This is a genomic window from Mycobacterium sp., from assembly GCF_032159765.1.
Lineage (GTDB): Bacteria > Actinomycetota > Actinomycetes > Mycobacteriales > Mycobacteriaceae > Mycobacterium.
The window spans coordinates 24,969-49,399 of sequence record NZ_JAVHWM010000140.1; the positions used below are offsets into that span (position 1 = coordinate 24,969).

A 24,431-nucleotide genomic window follows, 5' to 3' on the forward strand; every position below is an offset into this window, starting at 1 on the left:
CCCAAGCCAGTCCGTCGGTGAACTTCGGCTCGGGCGTCACTGTCACACCTGGGATGACGGGCATGCCCGGGATGAGTTCGATGCCGCCGATGCCCACCAGCGGTTCGTCGACCGGGCCGGCCGCACCGGTGGCCGGTAACGCGGTCTCTATCGACAACTTCGCGTTCACCCCGGCCACGCTGACGGTACATATCGGCAGTGCGGTCACGTGGACGAACCACGACGAAGAGCCGCACACCGTCGCGGCCAACGACGGCTCGTTCCATTCGCCCGGTCTCGATGCGCAAGGCACCTACAGCTTCACGTTCTCCAAGCCGGGCACTTACGACTACATCTGCTCGATCCACCCGTTCATGCGCGGCTCCGTGGTGGTGACGCCATGACCGAGCAGCAGGGAATGTCCCGTCGTCAGATGATCCGTCACAGCGCCTGGTTCGGCGCGGCCGTGGGCCTTGCGGTGGTGGGCGGCGAAGTGATCTCGCATGTCGCGGGAAGCGCTTCTGCAGCAAACCATCCCGCAAAACCTGCGCTTCGCTTCGTTCAGGTCAGCGACAGCCACATCGGCTTCAAAGGAACGGCGAACCCCGACGTCGCCGGCTCGTTCAACCACGCGATCAATCAAGTCAACAGCCTCGGCTATACACCCGATTTCGTGATCCACACCGGAGATCTCACCCATCTGGCCACTCCCGACCAGTTCGATCAGGTGAAGCAGATGCTCAGTGGTCTGAGCACTCCGCACATCTTCACCGTCCCGGGTGAGCACGACTCCGTCGACGACGGAGGGCAGAAGTACCTGCAGGCGTTCGGCGCGGGGACCCGCGGCGACGGCTGGTACAGCTTCGACATCGCGAGCGTGCACGTGATCGCACTGGTCAACACGTTGAACCTGAAGAAGCTGGGGCACTTGGGCACAGACCAACTCGAGTTCATCGAAAAGGACGTCGCGGGGTTGTCCAGCGACACCCCGATCATTGTGTTCAGCCATATCCCGCTGTTCGCGATGTACCCGGATTGGGGATGGGGCACCGATGACTCTGCGCAGGCGCTCAGCTACCTCAAGCGCTTCGCATCAGTGACGTGTCTGAACGGTCATGTGCATCAGCTGTTTTCCAAGACAGAGGGCAACGTGACGTTCTACAGCGGCACCACCACCGCGTATCCACTGCCGCATCCCGGCGACGGTCCCGCGCCGAAGCCGCTCACACTGCCCGCGGGACAGCTGCACGACGCGCTTGGCATCCGCGAAGTGAGCTACACCAAAGGCCATCAGGCCCTGGCGCTGAAAGAGGAGACGCTGCAATGAAACTCATCGATCCTGCATTGAGGCTGGGCATCGCCGCATCACTTGCGGTCAGCGGCGTCAGCCACGCGTATCTGTTCATCCACGGCTACCGCTTCATCCCGAACATCGGCCCGGCGTTCCTGGTCCAGGCCAGCGCGTGCCTAGCGGTGGCGGTGCTGCTCGCGGTTGGCGGTCCAGGGTGGCTGCGGTGGGCTGGAGCCGCGCTGTCGGCGGGTTCGCTTGTGGCTTTTGCGTTGTCGCGGACGGTCGGCCTGTTCGGCTTCACAGAAGTCGGATGGGAACCCGCCCCGCACGCGGCTATCAGCGTGGCGGCGGAGGCAGTGACCGTGGCGCTGTGGGCGATCTGGCTGGCGCCGCGGTTGCGGCGGGTTGGTCAACCTCAGTAGTCCGGCGAGATCAGGGTTAATGCACGGGATCCACGAAAAAGTGTGCATCAACGCCGATCTCGGCGCGTGTGGTGGCGCGGTTCACCCCTCGCGCAGCCCGGCGACGTAGGCCTGGTTCTCCTCCCAGGTCGGCAGGACACCAGCCTCACGCAGTTGCTCGAGCGTCGGCGCGGCGCGGTCGCGTTCTGACATCACCACGTCCTCGGTGACCGGCCAGTCGATGGCCAGCTGCAGATCCAATGCGTTGACGGTGTGCTCCCGGTCCGGGGTGTAGGGCGTCGAGCACAGGTACGCGACCGTCGTATTGTCTTGCAGGGCATAGAAACCGTGCGCCAGGCCGTCGGCGATGTATACCGATCGGCGGTCGCGGTCGTCCAGCGTCGTGGATACCCAGCGCCCGTACGTCGGTGAGCCCACACGGACGTCGACCACGACATCGAACAGCTCGCCGCGCACACAGGTTACGTATTTCGCCTGCCCCGGCGGCACCTGGACGAAATGCATTCCGCGCAGGACCCCGGTATCCGACACCGAGCAGTTGGCTTGGTGGATGTCCAGCCGGTATCCCGTGACTGCGGTGAACTCGCGCTGGGTGAACCATTCGTAGAACAGCCCGCGATCGTCGCGATGCTGATCGGGGGTGATCTCCCATGCCCCGGAGATGCCGAGATCCCGAACGGTCATTGACCCCGCCTGGAATATCGTTCCTCCACGGTGTCTTTCATTGGCCGCCACCAGTCCTCGTTCTCGCGGTACCACTGAATCGTCGCGCGCAGGCCGGCGGCGAAGTCGGAATGCACCGGCTTCCAAGACAACTCGTGCTGCATGGCCGTCGGATCGATGGCGTACCGCAGATCATGGCCTGCGCGGTCGGTCACATGGTCGAAATCGTCTGGTTCGAGACCCATCTCACGAAGAATCATTCTCAGCACCGAAAGGTTGTCCAGCTCGCCGTTCGCACCGATCAGGTATGTCCGACCCGGCTTCCCCTCCTCGATGATGCGCCAGACGGCGCCGTTGTGGTCGTCGACGTGAATCCAGTCCCTGACGTTGGCCCCGGTGCCGTACAGCTTCGGGCGGCGCCCGGTCAGCACGTTGGTGATCTGGCGGGGGATGAACTTCTCGACGTGCTGATACGGGCCGTAGTTGTTGGAGCAGTTGGAGATTGTCGCGGCCACTCCGTAGGACCGCACCCAGGCCCTCACCAGCATGTCGGCGGCCGCTTTGGTCGACGAGTACGGGCTGGACGGGTTGTACGGGGTATCGGCGGTGAACCTGCGCCGGTCGTCCAACGCAAGCTCGCCGTACACCTCGTCGGTGGAGACGTGATGCAGCCGGACACCGTGCCGTCGCACCGCCTCCAGCACCGAGAACGTGCCGAGAACATTGCTGCGCAAGAACGGCTCGGGATCGTCGAGCGCGTTGTCGACGTGAGTCTCGGCGGCGAAGTGCACGACGACGTCCGCGTCGCCGACGAGTTCTGAGACCAGGCCGGTGTCGGTGATGTCACCCTCGACGACGCGGACGGAGCCGGCGACGTCGGCCAGCGACTCACTGCTTCCCGCGTAGGTGAACGCGTCCAGCACAGTGATCGCGGCGTCACCGCGCTCGCGCAGCGTGGCCCGCACGAAGTTGGCGCCGATGAACCCGGCGCCGCCCGTCACCAACAGCCGCATCGGCAAACAATATCCGGTGTCAGTTGCCGTCTTTCAGACCCAATGGCCCGGCCAGCTCCGTCAACACCGGAATCAGCTTGTCGGACCCGCCAAGAACCTGGATCGCGACGTGGTCGGCGCCTGCGTGCAGATGCTCGCCCAGCCGCGCGGCGATCGCCTCGGGTGTTCCGTAGGCCACGACGGCGTCGATGAACTTGTCGCTGCCGGGTTTCGCCAGGTCATCGTCGGTGAACCCAAGCCTCTTCCAGTTGCTCACGTAATTGCTCAGCCCGAGGTAGAAGTCCACCACCTTGCGTCCAATCTCGCGCGCGTCCTGGGCGTCCGTGCTCAGCACCACCTTGTGCTCAGGCGCAAGGAACACCGACGGCCCGATCAGCTCGTGGGCCTGCGCGGTGTGCTCGGGGGTAGTCAGATACGGGTGCGCACCCGCGCTGCGCTGCGCGGCGAGCTTCAGCACCTTGGGCCCGAGCGCGGCCACCACGCGCCGGCTCGTGGGTACCCCGCAGTTGTCGAGAGCGTCGAGGTATTCCACCAGAGCGTCATAGGGCTTGCGGTAATCGTCGGTATGTTCGGGATGGCCCACGCCGACGCCGAGCAGAAACCTTCCGGGATAATCGTTTTCGATACGGTGATAGGAATCGGCGACTTCGGCTGCCTTGGCGGACCAGATGTTCACGATCCCTGTAGCCAGCGTCAGACTCTCGGTGGCGTCGAGGATCGGTTCGGCGAACGCCAAGTCGGCAGGCGGCGACGCGCCCACCCAGATCGCGCCGTAGCCGAGCTTCTCGATCTCGGCCGCCTGCTCGGGTTTCGGCGCACCGCCTATCCACACGCCGTAGCGGCCGACGTCTGGCTTGAGCAGCGAGGGGTCGGTCATGAATGCCTCTCGATCAGGAGCCGGTCAAGCCCAGTGGGCCTGCCAGCTCAGCGAGCGCGGGAATCAACTGGTCTTGATTACCCAGAATCTGGACCGGGACGTGATTCGCGCCGGCCGCGATGTGCTCATTCAGGCGCTTCGCGATCTGCTCGGGAGTACCGTACGCGACCGTCGCGTCGACGAGCTTGTCGCTGCCGGGTGCCTTGACGTCCTCGTCGGTGAAGCCCAGCCGCTTCCAGTTGCTGACGTAGTTCGTGAGATTCAGATAAACGGCCAGCGCCTTGCGCCCGACCTCCCGCGCTCTGTCGGCGTCGGTGGTCAGGATCGCCTTGTGCTCGGGGGCGAGGAACGCCGACGGGCCCATGATCTCGCGGGCCTGAGCAGTGTGCTCCGGCGTGGTCAGGTACGGGTGCGCGCCGGCGCTGCGCTTGGCGGACAGCTTCAGCACCTTGGGCCCGAGCGCGGCGACCACGCGGCGGTTCTTGGGCACCCCGTATTCGTCGAGCTTGTCGAGGTAATCGTTCAGCGCGTCGATCGGCTTGCGGTACTCGGTATGCGCTTCGGGGTGCCCCACTCCGATGCCGAGCAGAAACCGCCCGGGATAAGCCTTTTCGATGCGGTGGAATGACTCCGAGACAGGACCTGCGGCGGCTGTCCAGATGTTGACGATGCCTGTCGCGACCTTCAGGGTGGTGGTCTTTTCAAGGATCGGCTCGACCCATTCCAATTCCGCAGGCGGAGACCCGCCTACCCAGACGGCGCCGTAACCCAGCGCCTCGATTTCCTTCGCCTGGTCGGGAGTGACGCCCCGGCCAAACGATCCGAACTTGCCCAAGTCAGGTGCATCCGTCATGTCTGCTCCAACTTCGTGGTCGGCGGTGACTATTCCGCTGCGGCGGGGGAGATCTCAATCGGTGTGGACGCTTCGGGCGCCGGAGCCTCCAGCGGCAGCGTCACGATGAATCGGGTATCGCCGGGTTTGGACTCCACGCGCAGATTGCCGTGGTGTTTGACGACGACGATGCGCCACGCCAAGTCGAGGCCCAACCCGGTGCCTTCACCGACAGGCTTGGTGGTGAAAAACGGTGTGAAGATCCTGTCGATGTTCTCTTGGGAGATACCGGGGCCGTCGTCGCCGATCTCGACCCGGATCATGCCGTCACCGGCCGCCATGGTGCGCAATGTCAATGTGCCGGTGGCGCCCATCGCCTGCAATGCATTGTCGATCAGATTCGTCCACACCTGATTGAGATCGCCTGGGTAGCAGAGGATTTTGGGCAACGACCGATCCAACTCCTTCACGACTTTGATGCCCTTGCCGTCCTTGCCGATTCGGTCGCCGAACATCATCAGCGTGCTCTTCAGCAAGTCGTGAACATCGGACGCCTGGTATTCCCCGCGATCCATCTGCGAGTACTGCTTGGCGCCTGCCAGCAGCGCCGAGATTCTCTTGCTGGCTTCTGCGATCTCGCTCATCCGCTGCTCGGTGTCGATCGTGTATTTCAGCCATCCGATGGCGCCCTGCAATGACGCGGTCGCATCGACCTCGTCGACCGACGCCGAGACCCGCTCGAGCCAGTCGATGTCCAGACCCGCCTCGACGAAGGTGGGCGCGTAATCCCAGGCGCTGCTGATGCCGTGGTCCTCGAGCCAATCGCCGAGCTGGTCCTCGCGGTCTGACGATTCGAGCGCGGTGAGCTCCTGAGCCTTCGATTTGGCCACCTGCTCGGCAACCTCGTCCTGGATGCTGATCAGAACCCGCAGTGCCTCCGGACTGAACTTGCCGTCGGCGAGCATTCCGAGCTTGTGTCGCATCTTGCCGACGCCCTCGCGCAAGTCAGCCACCGCCCGCGCGGTCGCTGCGGCGGGATTGTTGAGCTGATGAGTGAGACCGGCGGTGATCGTTCCCAGCGCCAGCAGTTTCTCGCGCTGGTCGATGAGCTGACGCTGCCGCAGGCCGCCGACCTTGTGTCCCTCCAGCAAGTGGACTGCCATCGGGAACTGGGTTTTCATGAAGTCGGCGAAAGCGTCGGCGTCCAGGACGAAGAACCGCGACGGCTTGGTCACGCGAACCGACGCCTCGTAGATATGTTCCTCATCGGGAATGTAGGCCGACCACGCGCCGCAGTAGACGCCGCGCTGTGAGGTGCGGTTGGTGATGATGTCGACGCCGCCTGAGCGCTTGGACATCACCAACTCGCCGTCCAACATCACGTAGAAGCAGGTAGCGGGGTCGCCCTCAGTGACGATCGGCCCGGGTTCGAACGTCTCGATGTGCCCGTTCTCGCATAGAGTCTGCAGTTGTCGTTCGGACAATGCCTCGAACAGGAACAGCGTCCTCAACTCGTCGGGCACGCACGTTTCGCCGTTGGACCCCATCGCAGCACCTCTTCCTAGGACTCGGCCAGATAGCGGTGCACGAGCATCACGGCCATCGACCCTTCGCCGACGGCCGCGGCGACCCGCTTCGCCGATTGAAACCTCACGTCCCCTGCAACAAACACACCCGGCACACTTGTTTCCAGGTGGTGCGGCGGCCTGTCGAGCGCCCAACCCGAGATGTCGCGCAGGTCGGGCCCAGCGACGATGAACCCATGGTCGTCGCGGACCACGATGCCGTCGAGCCAATCGGTGCGAGGCTCAGCGCCGATGAAGATGAACATGCGCCCGCAGTTGTGCTCCTCGCGCTCGCCCGTCTCCAGGTTTTCCAGGCAGATGCTCTCGAGATGCCCGTCGCCCTTGACCGCGTGCACGCCCGTGTGCGGCAGCTCGCGGATCTTTTCGTTCCCCCTGATCTGCTGGATCAAGTAGTACGACATCGAATCCTCGAGTGTGCGCCGGCAGACGATGCTCACCGATTTCGCCGTCCGGGACAGGAACATCGCGGCCTGCCCGGCGGAGTTGGCCCCGCCGATCACGTAGACCTCGTCGTTGTCGCAATCACCGGCCACCGACGCGGCGGCGCCGTAGTAGACGCCCGCACCCGTGAGGATGTCGCAGCCGTCGGCGGGTAGCTGCCGGTATTCGACACCCATCGCGAGGATTACCGCTCGCGCGCCGATCGCCCGGCCGTCGGACAGCTGCACCGTCCGGGCCGAGCCGTCGATGTCGAGGCCCGTCACCTCGGCGGCTGTGATGAGTTCGGCCTCGAATTTCTCGGCCTGCCTGCGGGCGCGCTCGGCAAGCTGCGAGCCCGACAGCCCGTCGGGGAAGCCCAGGTAGTTCTCGATCCGGGAGCTCTGCCCAGCCTGCCCGCCTGTCGCGGTGCGCTCGATGAGGACGGTCTTGAGCCCCTCAGACGCTCCGTAGACCGCGGCAGCGAGGCCCGCCGGGCCGCCGCCGATCACCACGAGGTCGTAGAAGTCCTCCGACGGAGTGGTCGTCAGGCCCAGCGTCGCGGCCAACTCCGTGTCGGTGGGGTCGATGAGCGTCTCGCCCTGCTCGGTGATGACCACCGGTAGCGTCAGCCCGTCCTGTCCCGCCGCCTCCAACAGCTGAGTGCCTTTGGGCTCGTCGGCACGAAACCACGTGTAGTACAACCGGTTTCGGGCAAGGAACTCGCGAACCTCCGACGAGCGGGCGTTCCACGGGTGCCCGATGATCTTGGTGTGGGGGATGACCCGGTCACCCGCCGCGTGCCACGCCTCCAGCAGCCCGTCGATCACCGGGTAGAGCTTCTCCTCGGGCGGATCCCAGGGCTTGAGCAGGTAGTGGTCGAGGTCGACGACGTTGATGGCCTCGATCGCGGCGGTGGTGTCCGCATAGGCGGTCAGCAGCACGCGACGGGCGAGGGGATAAACGTCCATCGCTTCTTCGAGGAACTCGATGCCGCTCATTCCCGGCATGCGGTAATCGGCCACGAACACCGCGACGGTGTCGCCGCGCAGCTTGAGTTCGTTGAGGGTTTCGAGCGCATCGGGGCCTGATTCGGCGCGGACGATGCGGTATCTCTCCCCGTAGTGTCGCCGGAGGTCGCGGGCAACCGCGCGGGAGACCGCGGGATCGTCGTCGACGCTGATGATTACCGGTTTACGGGGCTGGGACGCGGGCGCGTTCATCGGTGCTAAGTATGCTCCCGTCGCGCAACCGCCGTGATTTTGGCCTGGGCAGCATAAACAGGTATTGTTGGGCATCGGTGCGGCATCTCGCGCCGGCTCTTGCGTGCCCTGGAATTTCTCCCTTTCCGCTCACGTTTTGTAGTCGGGCGAAGCTGTGCCAAGGATGAGGCTCTTCGCATGAGTGCTCATCGCAGAAAGTAACGAATCGCGAGAGGTTAATGGCAAAGAAAGACGGCGCCATAGAGGTTGAGGGCCGGGTGGTCGAGCCCCTGCCCAATGCGATGTTTCGCATTGAGCTGGAGAACGGTCACAAGGTGCTCGCCCACATCAGCGGCAAGATGCGGCAGCACTACATCCGCATCCTGCCCGAGGACCGCGTGGTCGTGGAGTTGTCTCCGTACGACCTTTCCCGCGGTCGCATTGTGTACCGGTACAAGTAAGCAAAGAGCTAGACAGAACAGGATCGAAAAGTCGTGAAGGTCAACCCGAGCGTGAAGCCGATCTGCGACAAGTGCAGGGTGATCCGCCGGCATGGGCGGGTCATGGTGATCTGCTCCGATCCGCGCCATAAGCAGCGCCAGGGGTAGGCACCCCACAACTGAATGCAGACCTCCCAGCACCACTGAGCAGATTGGCTGCTCACATACGTCCGGAACGGAGGCCGGACCCCGACGAACCGCAAGGCTCACCGGGACGGGCTGGGATCAGACCTCCGCAGAGTAAAAGAGGAATGGCACACCCATGGCCCGACTAGTGGGCGTCGACCTGCCGCGCGATAAGCGCATGGAGGTCGCGCTGACCTATATCTACGGCATCGGCCGTACGCGCTCCAACGAAATCCTTGCCGCCACCGGCATCGATAAGGAGATGCGCACCAAGGACCTCACCGACGATCAGGTGACCCAGCTGCGCGACTACATCGAGGGCAATCTGCAGGTGGAGGGCGATCTGCGCCGCGAGGTGCAGGCCGACATCCGTCGCAAGATCGAGATCGGCTGCTACCAGGGCCTGAGGCACCGCCGCGGTCTCCCGGTGCGCGGCCAGCGGACCAAGACCAACGCGCGTACCCGCAAGGGCCCCAAGCGCACCATCGCCGGCAAGAAGAAGGCCAGGTAACCCCGAATGCCACCAGCAAAAAAGGCAGCCGCCGCCCCCAAGAAGGGGCAGCAGAAGGGCCGTCGCCGGGAGAAGAAGAACGTCCCGCACGGCGCTGCTCACATCAAGAGCACGTTCAACAACACGATCGTGTCGATCACCGACCCGCAGGGCAACGTGATCGCGTGGGCGTCGTCGGGCAATGTCGGGTTCAAGGGCTCGCGTAAGTCCACCCCGTTCGCCGCGCAGCTGGCCGCCGAGAGCGCCGCTCGCAAGGCCCAGGAGCACGGCGTGCGCAAGGTCGACGTGTTCGTCAAGGGTCCCGGCTCGGGCCGGGAGACCGCGATCCGCTCCCTTCAGGCCGCAGGCCTCGAGGTCGGCGCGATCGCCGACGTCACCCCGCAGCCGCACAACGGCTGCCGTCCGCCGAAGCGCCGCAGGGTCTAGGAGGAGAACGTTCATGGCTCGTTACACCGGACCCGTCACCCGCAAGTCGCGTCGCCTCGGCGTCGACCTCGTCGGTGGTGACCAGTCGTTCGAAAAGCGTCCGTACCCGCCCGGCCAGCACGGCCGCGCGCGGATCAAGGAGAGCGAATACCGCCAGCAGCTGCAGGAGAAGCAGAAGGCACGCTTCACCTACGGGGTGATGGAGAAGCAGTTCCGCAGGTACTACGAGGAAGCGAACCGCTCCGGAGGCAAGACCGGCGAGGCCCTGCTCCAGATTCTGGAGAGCCGGCTCGACAACGTCGTATACCGCGCCGGGCTGGCCCGCACGCGGCGGATGGCGCGCCAGCTCGTCAGCCACGGCCATTTCACGGTCAACGGCGTGAAGGTCAACGTGCCCAGCTACCGGGTGGCGCAGTACGACATCATCGACGTCCGCGACACCTCGCTGAACACCGTGCCGTTCCAGATCGCGCGGGAGACCGCGGGGGAGCGGCCGATGCCCAGCTGGCTGCAGGTGGTCGGGGAGCGTCAACGCATCCTGGTGCACCAGCTTCCCGAGCGCGCGCAGATCGACGTGCCGCTCTCCGAGCAGCTCATCGTCGAGTTCTACTCGAAGTAAAGACTTCTCGGCCGTCCGGATGACGGCCGGGACACGCGGCATCAAATAGCGGATGCCGTGAAGGAGGAAAGAAACACATGCTGATTTCTCAGCGACCCACACTGGGCGAAGAGGTCGTCGCCGACGATCGGTCGCGGTTCGTCATCGAGCCGCTGGAGCCGGGATTCGGTTACACCCTTGGCAATTCGTTGCGCCGGACGTTGCTCTCGTCGATCCCGGGTGCGGCTGTCACCAGCATCCGCATCGACGGCGTGCTGCACGAGTTCACCACCGTGCCGGGCGTCAAAGAGGATGTCACCGACATCATCCTCAACCTGAAGGGCCTCGTCGTCTCTTCGGAGGAAGACGAGCCCGTGACGATGTACCTGCGCAAGCAGGGTCCAGGTGCCGTCACCGCCGGTGACATCGTGCCGCCTGCCGGGGTCACGGTGCACAACCCGTCGATGCACATCGCGACGCTGAACGACAAGGGCAAGCTCGAGGTCGAACTCGTCGTCGAGCGCGGTCGCGGCTACGTGCCCGCGGTGCAGAACAAGGCGTCCGGCGCCGAGATCGGCCGTATTCCGGTCGATTCGATCTACTCGCCGGTGCTAAAGGTGACCTACAAGGTCGAGGCCACCCGCGTCGAGCAGCGCACCGACTTCGACAAGCTGATCCTGGACGTCGAGACCAAGAACTCGATCAGTCCGCGTGACGCGCTGGCGTCGGCGGGCAAGACGCTCGTCGAGTTGTTCGGTCTGGCACGCGAACTCAATGTCGACGCAGATGCGATCGAGATCGGACCGTCGCCGGCCGAGGCCGACCACATCGCGTCGTTCGCTCTGCCGATCGACGACCTGGACCTCACGGTGCGGTCGTACAACTGCCTCAAGCGCGAGGGGATCCACACGGTCGGCGAGCTCGTCGCCCGTACGGAGTCCGACCTGTTGGACATCCGCAACTTCGGCCAGAAGTCGATCGACGAGGTCAAGGTGAAGCTTCACCAGCTCGGCCTGTCGCTCAAGGACAGCCCGGCCGGGTTCGACCCGTCCGAGGTTGCCGGGTACGACGCCGCCACAGGCACCTGGCACGGGGATGTGTCGTACGACATGGACAACGACCAGGATTACGCCGAAACCGAACAGCTGTAAAGAATTCCGTCCCGGTCCTACCTGATACGGGGACCGGCCCCAATTAGGAGATAGTCGCAATGCCCAAGCCCACAAAGGGCCCTCGCCTCGGCGGGTCGTCCTCGCACCAGAAGGCGCTGCTGGCCAACTTGGCCACGTCGCTGTTCGAGCACGGCAGGATCAAGACCACCGAGACGAAGGCCCGGGCGCTGCGGCCGTACGCCGAGAAGCTGATCACCCACGCCAAGAAGGGCACGTTGCACAACCGGCGTGAGGTGCTCAAGAAGATCCGCGACAAGGACGTGGTGCACACCTTGTTCGCGGAGATCGGCCCGTTCTACTCCGATCGCAACGGCGGCTACACGCGGATCATCAAGGTCGAAGCCCGCAAGGGCGACAACGCCCCGATGGCCGTGATCGAGCTGGTGCGGGAGAAGACCGTCACCGACGAGGCCAACCGCGCCAGGCGAGCGGGGGCGTCGAAGGCGGCGGCCAAGAAGGCGGCTCCGGTGGCTGCGGCCGCTGCGCCACAAGCGGCGGTCGAGCCCGGGGCGGCCGAGGGTCCGACGGTCGATGAGGCCGACGAGGCGCTGGCCGAGGACGGGACAACCCTCGCCGAGGTCGAAGCCGAGGACGAGGGCATCGCTGACGCGCAGACCGCGGTGGCTGCCGACGAGGTCTTGACCGAGGAGCCAACAGCCGCCGACGAGGTCGAAGAGGCCGAGGAAAGCGACGAAGCCGACAAGTCCTAAGGACATGAACGACGAGCCCGCCATCGGAGACGGTGGCGGGCTCGTTGATCCTTCCCGTCGCTCCGCTCGCCCCGTCCGTCTGCGGCTCGACATTGCTTACGATGGAACCGAATTCGCGGGCTGGGCGCTCCAGGAGGACCAACGGACGGTTGCCGGCGTGCTCGAGGAGACGCTGACGACGGTGTTTCGCACGCCGGTGCGGTTGTTCGCGGCGGGCCGTACCGACACGGGTGTGCACGCGACGGGTCAGGTCGCGCATGTCGACGTGCCGGCGGCGACGTTGGTTCATGCGCGGCCCCACTCGGACACCCCGGAATTTCTGCCGCTCGTCCGACGGCTTGCGAGGTTTCTGCCCGCCGATGTCCGGGTGCGCGACGTTGTCCGTGCGCCAACGGGATTCGACGCAAGATTCTCGGCACTGCGCCGCCATTACGTATATCGGCTGTCGACGGCACCGTATGGCGTCGATCCGATGTCGTCGCGATATGTGACGCCCTGGCCACGTCCGCTCGACGTCGATGCGATGACGGCCGCATCGAAAAGCCTTGTGGGACTGCATGACTTCGCGGCTTTCTGCCGGCAGCGCCCTGGCGGTACGACGATCCGCGACCTACAGCGGATGGAGTGGGATCGGGATGGCGATCTGATCACCGCGCACGTGAGTGCCGACGCGTTCTGCTGGTCGATGGTGCGCTCACTCGTCGGCGCGGTGCTCGCGGTCGGCGACGGTCGTCGCGACGCTCAATGGTGCGCTGCGCTTCTCGATGCGACGCAGCGGTCGAGCGCGTTCGCCGCCGCGCCTGCCCGTGGTCTCACGCTGGTCGGTATCGACTACCCGCCGGACGACCAGCTCGCAGCGCGGGTCGAGGTCACCCGTGATCTACGCATCAAGAAGAGCTGACGCACGCGCCAGTTCGGGCCACCTGCTGTCCTCGGGAAAACGGCCAATCGCCTCCACCAACGGATCGCGCTCGCCAGTCAGCTCGAAATATTGTGCAGCAGATCGTAATTCGAAGATTACCGCGCCTTGCGTGCGTGCCAACTCGATCGCGGCGCGAAGGTCGGCGCGACGTAGGTCATCGTCGTCGTGCGTCTGCGCCCGGATGCGAAGAAGTTCGGTGTCGTAGAACGACATCTCGGTGTCCGTCGCCAACTCCAGGGCCGTGTCGACGCGTTCTCGCGCTTGCGCCGCATCACCCGCCGCGATCGCAAGCCTCGCGAGCACTGCGTCGTAGAACGTGATGAGGCACTTGACCTCGAGAGCGCGCCAGATGTCCACGAAGACTTTGACGGTCGCCAGGTGCGCCTGTGCGGTCGCCGCGTCAACCTTCTTCTCGTTCCTCGCGTCCGCGGCCTCGCCGGTGGCGAGAAATGCCATCGCGTCGACGGTGGCCTGCTGGGCAGCCGAAATCATCGACCACGAGTCGAAACCGTGTTGCTCTGCGTCGGCGCCCAGGGTGATGGCGATCTCCTTGGCGCGTTCGAACTGTCCTGCCTCGGCGCGGATCAGCACCTCCATCTGCCGCGCATAGGCCCGACTGAACGCGCCTTGGGGGAAGTCCAGCGTTTGGCAGCGCTGCGCAGTTCTGGCAAGCTCGGCCTCTGCGCCGGCGAGGTCGCCGATGACGTAGTCGGCAAGCGCCACGTGGGTGAAGATCGACGCCGTGGCTTCGTTCGGCATGTACCACACAGCGTCGATCTCGTCGGCGCTTTCTTGGGTTCGAGACGACGTCGCGGCGTCCAGTCTGTCTTTGGCAGAGCTGAATTCACCTCGATACCAAGCCAGCATCCCGTGTGCGGCATGGCTGAACGGAACGAACCGGGATTGCCTCTCGGGGCTCATGTGCGTCCGAAGTTCGTCGAGATATCCGAGAAGCTGCTGGACATGCCGAAGATCGGCGCGCAAGGCGTAGTAGGCGTAGAGCGCGATGACTGTCGCGAGCGCCTCGTTCTCGTGCAGGTTGCTACCGGAAAGATGAAGACAACGTTCGAAATCGGCTGCGGCGTCAGGGCTCGACACGCCCTCGACCGCCGAGACGAGGAAGCCGCGGCTCAATCTGAGTCGGACCTCGAGCCGGTCACGCGCGGATTCCACCGGTGCCAGCTCGATCTGCGACACCGCTCGTCCGAGATAGGCGCGCGCCTCCGCAAGGGCGCCGCGCTGGCGCGCATCAGTGGAGGCCCGTTCGTAAGAACTGGCCGCGTCGGCGTGCCTCCGCGCCTGTTCGTAGTGGCCGGCGACGGCCGACCAGCCGGGATTACCGTCAGCGGCAGCAGTCACCAGCGCGTCGGCGACGCGGCTGTGAAGTAGCCGCCGCCGCGTTGGTGGCGATAGTTCTGCAGCGACCTCGCGAAGCAGCTCGTGCCGGAAGCGCCACCTGTCGTGGTCTACCGGTTCGAGCACGCGGCTGGCGACAAGGTCGCTGACGATATCGTCGATGGTGTCCTTCACGCTCGGATCCACCACTGATCGCAACACATTTCGCTCGAACGTCCTGCCGATCACGGCGGCTGCCTCGAGTAGCAGCACCGCCTCACTGCTGGTCCGCAGTCGCGCAAACAACGCCTCGTACAACGTGTCGGGCACTTCGACGGGCGAGGTGCTGCGCGCCTGATGCTCGAGCTTCTCGACCACCTCTTCGATATAAAGCGGGACGCCGTCGCAGCGCTGGCGCACAACGCGACGAGCCTCGGCGTCCATGGCTGGATTGAGTGCCACGATCAACTGGTCCGCTTCGCCGTCCGTCAGCGGCTTGATCTCGAATACTTTCGCTCGCGGCGTGTCCGGCAGCGAGACGCGTTCACGGCCCGTCATGACTATCAGCACCGACCCGAGTTCCTCTTCGAGGAGTGCCTTGACGACGGCGACGCTGTCTTCGTCGAACCAGTGCATGTCTTCGACGACCAGCACCGTGGGACCCCGCTTGACGCACGCGAGCAGGTAGCTGTGCACTGCGTCGGCGATCTGGCCGTGCAGCTTGCGCCCTTCGGCCTGCACCCCCTCGTAGCCGCTCTCGGGCGCGATACCCAGGACCGGCGCGAGCAACGGCAGCATCGTCGGCTCGTCGAGTGCGCGCCGAGCTATTTCGCGCTTGAGCTGTTGCAGCCGTTCAGCGTTGTCAGTGTCGCGGGAGATGCCGCTTTGGCGCTCGATCAGGCGCCGTATCGGGTGCAGGCCGGCGTCGGCGTGAAGTGGTGTTCCATTGAGATTGAGCACAGCGGCATCGCCGGCCACGTCGATCGCCGCCCACGCAAGTCGGCTCTTGCCGAGACCTGCGTCACCTTGGAACGCTACTCCCGGTACGAGAAGTGTTCCAGCCCTTGCCTGTTCCCAGCTCTCTTTGATGTACGCGACCTCAGCTTCCCGGCCGACCAGAGGCCCGCGCGGGGCCCAGCTCGCGTCGCGCTCCCCGACGACGCGGAAGTGAACCACGGGCTCGTCAATCCCTTTCACTGGTTTCGGGGCCCTGGCCACGAGTTCGAAACCGCTCCCGACGAGTTGTTCGACGGCCTCGGAGACGACGAGTGTGTCGGGTTCGGCAAGACTGCATATTCGTGCCGCGAGGTTCGCCCCCACCCCGTAGACGTCGTTCTGCTGGGTATCGACATACGTCACCCCGCGGTGGATTCCCACTCGCACGCTGATGCCGAACCCGAAGCGGCGCCGCACGCGTTCGCTGAGCTCGGACACCGCACTGGTGATCTCGAGGCCGGTGTGTACCGCACGAATCACGTCGTCTTCGTGGGCGCTGGGATAGCCGAACAGCGCCAGCAGCCCGTCTCCCTTCGTGGAGGGGATATGGCCGCCGTAGCGTTCGACGATCTCGCGCACCTGATCGCGGTATCGGCCGACGACCGTGCGATAGACCTCCGGTTCGACTCGGGTGGACAACTCCGTCGAGTCGACCATGTCGGCGAACATGATTGTCATCCGCCGGATCTCACCGCCGCCGACCGGTGCAGCCAGCAACTCCTCGGCCTCGGTGTTTCCGCTGTCGACCTCCAGCACACGGCCTGCTAGTGCGTCTGCAGTGGCACGGTCGCCCCGATTCATGGCAAGGACAGCGGCGTCGAGCAATTCGTCGAGCGCACGCCGCTGACTGGAGCCGACGGGGGTGTGCGGCGCTACGGCCTTGCCTGGATGCGACTGCGAATTCATCGTGTCTTCGATGCTAAGGCAGGTAGAAACCCCGCACGCGGTGAAAACGGCTTCTGCCGAGCACCGCGTTCGCCGCCACGAGGCCCGACAGCACCGCCGATTCGATGCAGCCCGCGTTCATTCCCGAGTCCGTCCAGTCGCCGGCCAGGACCATATTGTCGTAGCCACTTTCGTCCGGGCGCAGGCGAAATCGATCGGTTCCCGGGATCGATTGGACGTAGCGGTCCGACGGATCGACGTTCACGCTGACGTGCTGGGTGGAGAGTGCATCGACCCCCTGGCAGCCATTGGCGCCGGTCAGAAGACGCCAATCGAAGCCGTTTTCGGTGAACGCTTTTGGGAAGTAGAGGTCGAGATATCGATCGATATAGTCGGTAGCCGTTGTGCGGACCAGGTTTTCGTGCCGAAGCGCGTATTCCTTGCCGCGCTCGTCCGTTGGCCAGGCGGCGCTGAGGCTGCCGCAGTAATACGCGACCGTGCCGGGCCGGTCGTGTGCCGGCCAGTCCTCGGCCCACAGCGTCTGGGGCATCGAGGCCCACGTCTCGAACGGGCGCTCGTACCCGGTGATCGTCACGCCGGGCTGCGGCCATCCGAGTTCCGGTTCGTTAGGACCGAGCCAGAGCTGAAACGCCTGGGTGGCAACCGTCCTCACTCGCGTGGTCATCTCGCGCCATTCGACCCGGTTCTCGATCAACTCCTTGGCGACCAGGGGCAGCATCCCCACCGAGATCGCGAGCACCACGTGGTCGAAGTCGGCACCGCGGCGCAGCATGCGCGTCTCCGCGGGGTCACCGTCGTTCCAATACGTCTCCATCGCCTTCCAGTCCCGATCTTGTTCGGCGAGTTGCTCACTCATAGGCTCGACCGGGAAGACGGGAAGACCTCTCACCTTCGTCAGGGGCTCGTAGTGCGTGAGCCCTTCGGCGAGGCGCACTTGCCGTCCCATCGTGATGGCCTCGATGTGCTGATCACGACTATCGACGTGCAGGGAGTCGACGCGGTGGAAGAACTCGAACTCCACGCCGCGCCGCTTGAGCGCTTGATACAGCGGAGCGATGACGATGTCGCCCATGCCTGCGGTCATCTTCCAGAAGATCGCGCCCTTGTACTCGAACAGGACGGTCCCGATCAGGAAGAGCATCGTGCCTGCCGCCACGCCGGGCCGGTCGGGATCGCCGTCCTCGTAGCCGAACATCAGGTCGTACAGGCCCTTGACCAACGGGAACTCGGGGATGTCGGAATGACCGCCGTGGCGCATGATCCACTGCGCGAAGTCCTCCTCGTTGATGGCCCGCATTCCCCGCGGATCCGTCACCAGATTGTCGGCGAGGATGCCGCGTATCGAGGCGGTCACGAACGAGATCAGCAACCACGACCGCTTGTGACCCGGGTGGTGGTCGTAATCAATTGTCCTGCGAGCTGCCTCGAGCGCAGCATCCAGGAGTGCCACCGGATTAGATTGTGGTACATCAGGATTCGCAGCAGCCACCAGCGCGGCGATCAACGCGCGCTGCACCACCTCCATCGTCTGCGACGGCGCCTGTGGCGCGTCGGTGGAGGTCGACATCGTAAGCCCGGTGGCACTCGTGCCGCGCTGCGTCTCGGCGAAATCGAAGACCAGCTGTATCGCGCGTTCGATGAAGGTGACGACGCTCATCTCGCGGCCGTTGCCGCGCGGGTCGCCGGGCAGGCCCTCCTTACGGGCGAAGGTGCCCAGCCAGGTGAGCCAGTCCGGCCCCCACGACTCTGCCAGACCCAGGTCGTCGGCGGGAACCATCGCCTGATCCCAGGTGTGGATCGGTGCTTGCGGATCGGTGGTGGCCCTGTCCAGCTCAGCGTAGCTTTCGCGCAGCAGAGCGAATGCGTTCTCGTAGTAGCCGAACCAGATGTGCAGGCCGTGTTCCTCGATCCGCCCGTTCTGCCCTCGGCTCGACGCTCCCTTGCCGCCGAGGCGCCAACCGCGCTGGTAGACGGTGATGGAGTCGAAACGGTCGCGCCAACCCGGCTCGCTCAGCCTCCAGGCGGCAGTCAACCCAGCCATGCCGCCGCCGAGGATGGCGACTTTCCCGCCGGGACGTTTCACAGGGCGATGAAGACGTCCACCGGGTCTCCGACGACCCCACCCGTCAGCAGAGAGACCACAGCCTGACCGGTGTATACGCCGCCCGGCAAATTAGAAGAATCAACCTTGAACGTGAGATGGGTTGCCGAAGCCGGGAGCGTGTTCTGCGCGACTGACGTCGGCTCCGCGCCCTCCGGCGAAACGACGGTGATACGACTCTGCGCGATGTAGTTGTGCGTGCCGGGGCGCGACAGCTGGATATCGACTCTGCGGTCCTTGCCCTCGCCGTTCAGAACCCGAAAAGCCTCCGACACCGCGAAGGTGGGCGCCGCCGGCGCCGCCGGCCCGGCCAACAGATTCTCGGTGATCTCCAGCACGCCGATCACTGTGATGTCCATCAGCTGGGTTGCCGATTTGATCCATGCCTCGGCCGTGTATTTGCCCTCCGAAATTGCGGGCGCGGCCTGTTTGGCGACTTCACCAGACTGCGCGATCATCCGCTTCAGGGTCGCCGAGAACTGCTCGATGTATCTCGTGGGGTCAACTTTGACCGGGCCGTCGCTCATTTCTCGCCTTCCCCGCGAGCTGCAACGGTATTCGGCTCAGTATCGGCCGCCGACACGAGCGTCTCGACAAATGCTTTGTGCAGGTCGATCTGCGAAGCAGCCACGGCGCGTCCGGCGTCCTGGCTGATCTCTATGAGGTCATCTGGTTTCAGCTCGCCCGACAGCCACCGCGTGAGAATGTTGGTTGTCCTCGCCGCCCGCTCGTCGACCTGTTTGGTGGCTACCTCGACCGCCTTCTTGATCATCTTCTTGCGGTTCTCGCCATCGATCTTCGGGATTGGTGTCGGCGTGTCCTCATCGGCGAGCACCTCGGCGTCGGCCGCAGGATCCCAGGGGTATGGACTGCCGCCAGGCGGCAGGCGCCGTGAACATCCCAGGATCAGATCCTCGCCGTAGGTCGACCACCCCATGGTGTAGGCGAACATCGCCAGCGCTGAGGCGCCAAGGCCCTGGATAGCTACCACCTTCCTGGTCTGGACTATAGAGCCGGTGATCGTGGTCGTCGGCAGGGGCCTCGCCCAGATAAAGCCGCTGTCGACCTGCACGAAGTTGTCGAAATTGGTGCCCCTGTGGTCGGTGTCGAGGTCGTAGTTGACCAGGTAGCCGCCGGCGACTCGGTCTTTGTGGAAGATCAGCGGGGTCGTGAGATGGAGGTTGACCAGCGACTTATCGGGCCCAATTACCTCGTAGATGCGTGTCCACCCGTCGAGGTTCGTCTTCGGGGTAGCGTCCGTGACTTGCTGCCAGGCGTCGCAACAGTGCGGCCAGTTGTGCGGGTCTAGGACCTCTTTGACCTTGCCGAGAGGATCCTTTCCCGACAGGTAAGTCACGTCCAGCTGGGTAGCGATCTTGTCCCCGACGACGCGGATCTCGCCTTTGGCCGGAGCCGTGATCTGGACCTCGTCGTCCGTGACGAGGCCTCTCGTGTTCGCCTCTTGCAGGAACTCGGTCCAGGTGCTGTGACTGGGCGGCCTTTCCTGGATGAGCTCGAGCATGCGGGTACCGGTGGCTGCGCTGATCATCGTCTGGTTCTCGCCCGTGAGGCCGAGGACGTTGATCAACTGTTCACGGTAATCGTCGGCGCCGGGCAGCTGGACGAGGATCACCCCGGCATACCTCGCCTTTGCCTGTTGTGTGATAGGCAAAGGCGATTCGGTGCGCGTCGCGAGACGGTTCACCGCGGCGTCATATTCAGGTAAACCCGACGACTCGCTGCCGGATATCTCCCTGAACAGTCGTTGGATTTGGGAGTACCACCCTTGCTGGTCGCCGGTTGTGCCGGGCAGCATGCGCTCGACCGTCTCAACCACGCTCGGGTCATCGGGATGTTCACCCACAATTTCATCGATGTGGCCGAACAAGGCCATTATCTCAGCGATCTCGGACATCGAGTCCCCCTCGCGCATATAATTTGCGACCTCAGCATACCCAGCGGCCGCTGCGGGCGGAACGGAATCGTGAGGGAGGGACGTGACCGATCGCGCGACCGACGACGGCAGTATCGCCGACATTCCGTGGGCGGCGGTCTACGACCCGGCTCATAACATCCGCGCCTTCAACACGATCCAGGCACGCGGATTCCGTGCGGCGACCGATGTCGTCGAGCGCCTGATCGGACTGCTCGGACAGAACGGTGCTGGCGTGGACCACGCGGACCCGGAGATACCGGAGCCGCAGACCAACGGCGAACCGGCACCGCTGGGGGTAGGACGCGCTGTTTCCGCGTGGCAATCGGTTGCCACACAGCTCGTAGAGTCGCTTCGCGGCATCCCAACGCCGTCCGCCGGCGCGGTGAAACTTGATCTTCACCAAGAGAACTCGCGTGTCCTTCTCTTTCTCGAGGCCGTGCCGGGTGAGGCTGCTTCGACGGAGTTCTGGTTGCATAATGGCGGCCCCGACGAACTGGGCGAGATCTCATTGCGCTGCAGCGACCTGCTCGGGCACGACGGCGAGGTGATCAAGGCGAGCGCGGTCAGCCTGGATCCGCAGACAATGCCGATGCCGGCTCGATGCAGTCGCGGCGTCACCGTACGTGTCGACGTGACACAGGCTGCCCGGCCCGGCAAGTACCGTGCGACGATGCTCGCGGAACGCCATCCCGACGCGTGGCTTCCGGTCGTTCTTAACGTGCTACCCGCTGACTTGTGAGCGATACAAGCGTTGAGGCAGAACTGATTTCGGCCGTCGAAGACCGCCTGCGCGAGGTCGGCAGAGTGGTTCGGAACTCGATGCTCGACGCGATGCCCGACGGTGAGCCGGTCCAGTGGCTTTATGGACCGATGCGCGAGTACCCGTCGCGACCCGGCAAGGCGCTGAGGCCGGCGCTGTGCCTGTCGGCCGGCAGGGCGTTCGGCGCGAGGGGAAACGATCTGTTAGGCATTGCCGTAGCAATTGAATTGCTGCACAACGCCTTTCTTGTCCATGACGACATCGCCGACGGCAGCGAGATGCGCCGCGGCCGGCCGACGCTGGCGGCCACCTATGGGATGGCGGCCGCCCTCAATGCCGGCGACGCGGTCGCCATCGTGGCAAGCCAGGTGCTTCGCCGGGCCACCCGGCCGCTCGACCGCGATCTCGCCGATCTGGTCTGGGGCGAATTCGACACCATGGCTCTGCGCACACTCGAAGGTCAGGCGACCGAAGTCGGTTGGCAGACAGACAATATCGAGGACATCGGGCCCGAGGACTACCTCGACCTGATCATGCACAAGACCTGTTGGTACACCACCATCCATCCGCTGCGAGTGGGGGCGATCGTCGGTTCGCGCGGCACGGCGGAGCTGACGCCTCTGGTGCGCTTCGGATTTCACTTCGGTGCCGCATTCCAAATCCGTGACGATCTCCTCAACCTGGTTGGTGAGGAGAAGCTCTACGGCAAGGAGATCCTGGGAGATCTTTACGAGGGCAAGCGCACACTGCCCCTCGTCCATCTCCTGTCGACCGCGAAGGATGCCGACCGCGCGCTGGTGAGCGATTATCTGACGCGAACCCGCGCAGAGCGCTCGCCCGAACTTGTCCACACCGTGAGAAGGTTGATGGACGACTACGGAAGCATCTCGTTCACAACGGATTTCGCCGAAGGGATTCTGCTGGTCGCCGAGGAGTACTTCGAGCAAGCGTTCGCTGACGCTTCGCCAGGGCCGGACCTCGACTTCCTGCGGTCGCTTGTGCCCTATGTGTGGGCGCGTTGGCGCTGACCTAAATCCGGCCCGCGACGAAGTCGGCCGCCTGGTTGGGCATGCCCGCGCTGATATACGCGTTCGCGAGATGATCGGACCAGTTGTTCTCCCAGGTCTTGGGATCGGCCGGGTTGCAGATGGGGTCGGCGCCATGGCACAGCTCGATCGTGCGTTCACCGTAGGCCGGGCTGAGCATAGAGAGGGGACCCGCCCATTGAGACCCGTTGCCGAACAGTGCGACGGCGGCGATGTGCTGATCCATATCCGCCGGCAACGGATTCTTGAAGCCGAACGCCGCGATCGGCGCGGCCAGCACGACGTCGGTGACGGCCGCGCCGAGCGAGTATCCGCCCAGGACCAGCCGGGTGTTCGGGCAGTTGGCCGCCATGTACTGGATGTGCCCGCTCATATCGTTGGCGCCGATGTCCACCTGTGTGTCGGCGGGGTAGTTGACCGCGTAGGTGCCGATGTTCTTTCCGGTCTTGCTGCGCAGCGCGCTGACGAATGCATTGCCGAGCTTGCCCATCCCCGGTGGTTCGGTGCGCCCGCGTGCGAACACGACTTCCACGGCCGGACAGTTCGCAGCGGCAGCCAGCGGCGCCGACCCTAATGTCCCCGACGGCAGCGCAGCAGGTGCCACGGTCAACGTCGCAGCCGCAATGACCGCGACGAGGCCGAAGCGCACCCTTTGACGGGCAGGTAAAAGACTCACAGCTTCGATGGTAGCCATCCAAAAGTGTGCAGGCTGGCGGCTCGCTGAGTTCCCCTTACAGCAAGCCGGCCGCGAACCCCGCTGCCTGATTGGTCCGGCCGCCCGGGTACGCGCTGTGCGCGGCCATGTTCTGGCCGTCTGTCTGGCAGATTGGGTCGCCGCCGTTGCACAGGTCGATAGACCGGGCGCCCCAGACCGGGCTGACGGTCAACGGGAACCCCGCTTTTGCCGACGGGTTGCCGAAGACGGCGACCGCCGCGACATGGTCGGGCGCATCGGGCGGCAGTGGGTTGTTGAATCCGAGTACGGGGAACGGCACCGCGCTGATGACATCAATCACGGCCGCGCCCTGCGAGAAGCCGCCGAGCACCAGCCGCGTGCCGGGGCAGGCGCCGATCATGTATTGGATGTGTCCGCTGGCGTCGTTGGCTCCGGCGGCGGCGGTGAGAAAGTCGAAGTCCGCGGGGTAAACCACCCCGTAGGTGCCCACCGAGCGGCCACCGACCTTGCCGCGCAGCGAGTCGGCGAACGCGGCACCGACCCTCCCGATGCCGCCCGGTTCTCCAGTGCCACGGGCGAACACCACCTCGATGTCTGGACAATCAGCCTTCGCCAGCGGAGCGAGTCCGGGAATCACAACTACCGCAGAGGCCATCACGGCGACCGCACCGGCCGCTACCGTCGAGCGGCGTACAAGATCAAAAGTCACGCCGAATCATAACCCGCGGAACGGTCAAACGAAGTTAGCGACAAACGCTGCGGACTGCTGAATGAACTCTGAGCTCTCGTAACCGCTGTGTGCGAACGGGTTGCGACCGCGCGAGCAGATCGGATCGCCGTCCTTGCACGAGTCGATGGCGCGGCCGCCGTAAGGTGCGGGTGCCGCGGTCGCCGGAATGCTGAACTTGGTCGACGGATTGCCGAATACCGCAATCGCCGCGATCGATCCGGCCAAGTCGGGGGACAGCGGGGCCGCCGAGCCGATGTCGCCGAATTTGTCCCCGACGGCGCCGATCTTCCTGCCCAACGGCGGGATCCCGATGAGCATGTCCATCACCGCCGCGCCCTGCGAATACCCGCCGAGGACGAACTTCGTCGACGGGCATTGTTGCGACGTCGCCCGGATGTGCGCTTCAGCGGCTTGTGCACCAGAAGCAGCGTTGAGGAAGTCATAGTCAGCGGGATAGTCCACCGCAAAGCTGGTGACGGTTTTGCTGGGAACCAGTCCCTGAAGTGCGTCGACGAACGCCTGGCCCACTCGACCAATGCCGGCAGGCTCGCCGGTGCCGCGTGCGAACACGACCTCGACGTTGGGGCATTCGGCAGCAGACGCCGACGGAAGCTGCCCGGCGACCAGTAGCGACGCGGCAGATACGAGGGCTGTCGCGACCGCCGCCGAGATCCTGGAGAACGTCACGCACCCCATCT

The 24,431-nt window shown here is 64.7% G+C and carries 26 protein-coding genes; 13 read left to right on the forward strand and 13 right to left on the reverse strand.

From position 1 onward, the window contains the following. The first annotated feature begins 17 nt into the window (after positions 1-17). From QOH60_RS16410 to QOH60_RS16420, 3 genes are read left to right on the forward strand one after another with little or no spacing between them, the layout of a single operon-like run. A complete protein-coding gene (locus tag QOH60_RS16410) occupies positions 18-383 on the forward strand; it encodes a cupredoxin domain-containing protein (protein WP_526422207.1) in 366 nt (121 codons plus the stop codon). Beyond that, positions 380-1,306: a metallophosphoesterase family protein gene (locus QOH60_RS16415; RefSeq protein WP_526422209.1), complete on the forward strand. Its 927-nt coding sequence runs from the start codon at positions 380-382 to the stop codon at positions 1,304-1,306. The genes QOH60_RS16410 and QOH60_RS16415 overlap by 4 nt, the downstream gene beginning before the upstream one ends. 5 nt (positions 1,307-1,311) lie before the next feature. Then, positions 1,312-1,692, forward strand: a complete 381-nt coding sequence (locus QOH60_RS16420; RefSeq protein WP_526422291.1) for a hypothetical protein — start codon at positions 1,312-1,314, stop codon at positions 1,690-1,692. Between the two features lie 81 nt (positions 1,693-1,773). On the opposite strand, the gene rfbC is transcribed toward QOH60_RS16420, so the two are convergent. From rfbC to QOH60_RS16450, 6 genes are read right to left on the reverse strand one after another with little or no spacing between them, the layout of a single operon-like run. Next, positions 1,774-2,376 (reverse strand): dTDP-4-dehydrorhamnose 3,5-epimerase, encoded by a 603-nt coding sequence (gene rfbC, locus QOH60_RS16425; RefSeq protein WP_526422211.1) that lies wholly within the window; start codon positions 2,374-2,376, stop codon positions 1,774-1,776. Then, entirely contained in the window at positions 2,373-3,368 is a 996-nt protein-coding gene (gene rfbB, locus QOH60_RS16430; protein ID WP_526422213.1) for a dTDP-glucose 4,6-dehydratase, read from the reverse strand. The genes rfbC and rfbB overlap by 4 nt, the downstream gene beginning before the upstream one ends. Before the next feature lie 19 nt (positions 3,369-3,387). After that, the gene (locus tag QOH60_RS16435) at positions 3,388-4,245 is read right to left on the reverse strand and encodes an LLM class F420-dependent oxidoreductase (RefSeq protein ID WP_526422215.1); all 858 of its coding nucleotides are present in this window, start codon (positions 4,243-4,245) and stop codon (positions 3,388-3,390) included. Between the two features lie 13 nt (positions 4,246-4,258). Further along, positions 4,259-5,098 (reverse strand): LLM class F420-dependent oxidoreductase, encoded by an 840-nt coding sequence (locus tag QOH60_RS16440; protein WP_526422217.1) that lies wholly within the window; start codon positions 5,096-5,098, stop codon positions 4,259-4,261. Between the two features lie 29 nt (positions 5,099-5,127). After that, positions 5,128-6,624 (reverse strand): ATP-binding protein, encoded by a 1,497-nt coding sequence (locus QOH60_RS16445; RefSeq protein WP_526422219.1) that lies wholly within the window; start codon positions 6,622-6,624, stop codon positions 5,128-5,130. A 14-nt stretch (positions 6,625-6,638) separates the two neighbouring features. Continuing rightward, on the reverse strand, positions 6,639-8,303 hold the full coding sequence (locus tag QOH60_RS16450) for an NAD(P)/FAD-dependent oxidoreductase (RefSeq protein WP_526422221.1): 1,665 nt from the start codon (positions 8,301-8,303) through the stop codon (positions 6,639-6,641). Positions 8,304-8,521: 218 nt separating this feature from the next. Between QOH60_RS16450 and infA the strand changes: the two genes are divergently transcribed. The 8 genes from infA (at position 8,522) to truA (ending at position 13,226) form a co-directional block, all read left to right on the forward strand. Further along, complete coding sequence (gene infA / locus QOH60_RS16455) at positions 8,522-8,743, forward strand: translation initiation factor IF-1 (RefSeq protein ID WP_003418601.1); 222 nt, start codon at positions 8,522-8,524, stop codon at positions 8,741-8,743. A gap of 33 nt (positions 8,744-8,776) precedes the next feature. Beyond that, positions 8,777-8,890, forward strand: coding sequence for a 50S ribosomal protein L36 (gene rpmJ / locus QOH60_RS16460; protein WP_003879483.1), 114 nt, complete (start codon positions 8,777-8,779; stop codon positions 8,888-8,890). Positions 8,891-9,044: 154 nt separating this feature from the next. Further along, positions 9,045-9,419 (forward strand): 30S ribosomal protein S13, encoded by a 375-nt coding sequence (gene rpsM, locus QOH60_RS16465; RefSeq protein WP_526422223.1) that lies wholly within the window; start codon positions 9,045-9,047, stop codon positions 9,417-9,419. Positions 9,420-9,425: 6 nt separating this feature from the next. After that, positions 9,426-9,845, forward strand: coding sequence for a 30S ribosomal protein S11 (gene rpsK / locus QOH60_RS16470; protein ID WP_526422225.1), 420 nt, complete (start codon positions 9,426-9,428; stop codon positions 9,843-9,845). A 13-nt stretch (positions 9,846-9,858) separates the two neighbouring features. Then, the gene (gene rpsD / locus QOH60_RS16475) at positions 9,859-10,464 is read left to right on the forward strand and encodes a 30S ribosomal protein S4 (RefSeq protein WP_526422227.1); all 606 of its coding nucleotides are present in this window, start codon (positions 9,859-9,861) and stop codon (positions 10,462-10,464) included. Positions 10,465-10,541: 77 nt separating this feature from the next. Next, positions 10,542-11,594 (forward strand): DNA-directed RNA polymerase subunit alpha, encoded by a 1,053-nt coding sequence (locus QOH60_RS16480; protein WP_526422229.1) that lies wholly within the window; start codon positions 10,542-10,544, stop codon positions 11,592-11,594. A gap of 59 nt (positions 11,595-11,653) precedes the next feature. Beyond that, positions 11,654-12,325 (forward strand): 50S ribosomal protein L17, encoded by a 672-nt coding sequence (rplQ, locus tag QOH60_RS16485; protein WP_526422231.1) that lies wholly within the window; start codon positions 11,654-11,656, stop codon positions 12,323-12,325. 4 nt (positions 12,326-12,329) lie between these two features. Further along, a complete protein-coding gene (truA, locus tag QOH60_RS16490; RefSeq protein ID WP_526422233.1) occupies positions 12,330-13,226 on the forward strand; it encodes a tRNA pseudouridine(38-40) synthase TruA in 897 nt (298 codons plus the stop codon). On the opposite strand, the gene QOH60_RS16495 is transcribed toward truA, so the two are convergent. Genes QOH60_RS16495 through QOH60_RS16510 form a run of 4 tightly spaced genes read right to left on the reverse strand, consistent with a single transcriptional unit; the run spans position 13,206 to position 20,500 of the window. Further along, the gene (locus QOH60_RS16495) at positions 13,206-16,484 is read right to left on the reverse strand and encodes an adenylate/guanylate cyclase domain-containing protein (RefSeq protein ID WP_526422235.1); all 3,279 of its coding nucleotides are present in this window, start codon (positions 16,482-16,484) and stop codon (positions 13,206-13,208) included. The genes truA and QOH60_RS16495 overlap by 21 nt on opposite strands. A 13-nt stretch (positions 16,485-16,497) precedes the next feature. Then, on the reverse strand, positions 16,498-18,567 hold the full coding sequence (locus tag QOH60_RS16500; RefSeq protein ID WP_526422237.1) for an FAD-dependent oxidoreductase: 2,070 nt from the start codon (positions 18,565-18,567) through the stop codon (positions 16,498-16,500). Next, positions 18,564-19,112, reverse strand: coding sequence for a hypothetical protein (locus QOH60_RS16505; RefSeq protein ID WP_526422239.1), 549 nt, complete (start codon positions 19,110-19,112; stop codon positions 18,564-18,566). Before QOH60_RS16505 ends, QOH60_RS16500 begins: the two co-directional genes overlap by 4 nt. Beyond that, positions 19,109-20,500, reverse strand: a complete 1,392-nt coding sequence (locus QOH60_RS16510) for a hypothetical protein (protein WP_526422241.1) — start codon at positions 20,498-20,500, stop codon at positions 19,109-19,111. The genes QOH60_RS16505 and QOH60_RS16510 overlap by 4 nt, the downstream gene beginning before the upstream one ends. An 82-nt stretch (positions 20,501-20,582) precedes the next feature. On the opposite strand from QOH60_RS16510, the gene QOH60_RS16515 reads away from it, so the two are divergent. Together QOH60_RS16515 and QOH60_RS16520 are read left to right on the forward strand one after the other, a co-directional pair. After that, entirely contained in the window at positions 20,583-21,260 is a 678-nt protein-coding gene (locus QOH60_RS16515; protein WP_526422243.1) for a hypothetical protein, read from the forward strand. Beyond that, positions 21,257-22,309: a polyprenyl synthetase family protein gene (locus QOH60_RS16520; protein WP_526422245.1), complete on the forward strand. Its 1,053-nt coding sequence runs from the start codon at positions 21,257-21,259 to the stop codon at positions 22,307-22,309. The genes QOH60_RS16515 and QOH60_RS16520 overlap by 4 nt, the downstream gene beginning before the upstream one ends. A gap of 1 nt (position 22,310) precedes the next feature. Here the strand turns inward: QOH60_RS16520 and QOH60_RS16525 are convergent, their stop codons facing one another. From QOH60_RS16525 to QOH60_RS16535, 3 genes are all read right to left on the reverse strand, one after another. Next, a complete protein-coding gene (locus QOH60_RS16525) occupies positions 22,311-23,021 on the reverse strand; it encodes a cutinase family protein (RefSeq protein ID WP_526422247.1) in 711 nt (236 codons plus the stop codon). Positions 23,022-23,058: 37 nt separating this feature from the next. Further along, on the reverse strand, positions 23,059-23,658 hold the full coding sequence (locus QOH60_RS16530) for a cutinase family protein (RefSeq protein WP_526422293.1): 600 nt from the start codon (positions 23,656-23,658) through the stop codon (positions 23,059-23,061). 78 nt (positions 23,659-23,736) lie between these two features. Then, a complete protein-coding gene (locus QOH60_RS16535) occupies positions 23,737-24,429 on the reverse strand; it encodes a cutinase family protein (protein WP_526422249.1) in 693 nt (230 codons plus the stop codon). Positions 24,430-24,431 lie beyond the last annotated feature (2 nt).

Excerpts from the sequence above, each read along its gene's own strand:
- QOH60_RS16415 (WP_526422209.1), top strand. The coding sequence starts at position 380 with ATGACCGAGCAGCAGGGAATGTCCCGTCGTCAGATGATCCGTCACAGC.
- rfbC (WP_526422211.1), bottom strand. The coding sequence starts at position 2,376 with ATGACCGTTCGGGATCTCGGCATCTCCGGGGCATGGGAGATCACCCCC.
- rfbB (WP_526422213.1), bottom strand. The coding sequence starts at position 3,368 with ATGCGGCTGTTGGTGACGGGCGGCGCCGGGTTCATCGGCGCCAACTTC.
- QOH60_RS16435 (WP_526422215.1), bottom strand. The coding sequence starts at position 4,245 with ATGACCGACCCCTCGCTGCTCAAGCCAGACGTCGGCCGCTACGGCGTG.
- QOH60_RS16440 (WP_526422217.1), bottom strand. The coding sequence starts at position 5,098 with ATGACGGATGCACCTGACTTGGGCAAGTTCGGATCGTTTGGCCGGGGC.
- QOH60_RS16445 (WP_526422219.1), bottom strand. The coding sequence starts at position 6,624 with ATGGGGTCCAACGGCGAAACGTGCGTGCCCGACGAGTTGAGGACGCTG.
- QOH60_RS16450 (WP_526422221.1), bottom strand. The coding sequence starts at position 8,303 with ATGAACGCGCCCGCGTCCCAGCCCCGTAAACCGGTAATCATCAGCGTC.
- infA (WP_003418601.1), top strand. The coding sequence starts at position 8,522 with ATGGCAAAGAAAGACGGCGCCATAGAGGTTGAGGGCCGGGTGGTCGAG.
- rpsM (WP_526422223.1), top strand. The coding sequence starts at position 9,045 with ATGGCCCGACTAGTGGGCGTCGACCTGCCGCGCGATAAGCGCATGGAG.
- rpsK (WP_526422225.1), top strand. The coding sequence starts at position 9,426 with ATGCCACCAGCAAAAAAGGCAGCCGCCGCCCCCAAGAAGGGGCAGCAG.
- rpsD (WP_526422227.1), top strand. The coding sequence starts at position 9,859 with ATGGCTCGTTACACCGGACCCGTCACCCGCAAGTCGCGTCGCCTCGGC.
- QOH60_RS16480 (WP_526422229.1), top strand. The coding sequence starts at position 10,542 with ATGCTGATTTCTCAGCGACCCACACTGGGCGAAGAGGTCGTCGCCGAC.
- rplQ (WP_526422231.1), top strand. The coding sequence starts at position 11,654 with ATGCCCAAGCCCACAAAGGGCCCTCGCCTCGGCGGGTCGTCCTCGCAC.
- truA (WP_526422233.1), top strand. The coding sequence starts at position 12,330 with ATGAACGACGAGCCCGCCATCGGAGACGGTGGCGGGCTCGTTGATCCT.
- QOH60_RS16495 (WP_526422235.1), bottom strand. The coding sequence starts at position 16,484 with ATGAATTCGCAGTCGCATCCAGGCAAGGCCGTAGCGCCGCACACCCCC.
- QOH60_RS16505 (WP_526422239.1), bottom strand. The coding sequence starts at position 19,112 with ATGAGCGACGGCCCGGTCAAAGTTGACCCCACGAGATACATCGAGCAG.
- QOH60_RS16510 (WP_526422241.1), bottom strand. The coding sequence starts at position 20,500 with ATGTCCGAGATCGCTGAGATAATGGCCTTGTTCGGCCACATCGATGAA.
- QOH60_RS16525 (WP_526422247.1), bottom strand. The coding sequence starts at position 23,021 with ATGGCTACCATCGAAGCTGTGAGTCTTTTACCTGCCCGTCAAAGGGTG.
- QOH60_RS16530 (WP_526422293.1), bottom strand. The coding sequence starts at position 23,658 with ATGGCCTCTGCGGTAGTTGTGATTCCCGGACTCGCTCCGCTGGCGAAG.
- QOH60_RS16535 (WP_526422249.1), bottom strand. The coding sequence starts at position 24,429 with ATGGGGTGCGTGACGTTCTCCAGGATCTCGGCGGCGGTCGCGACAGCC.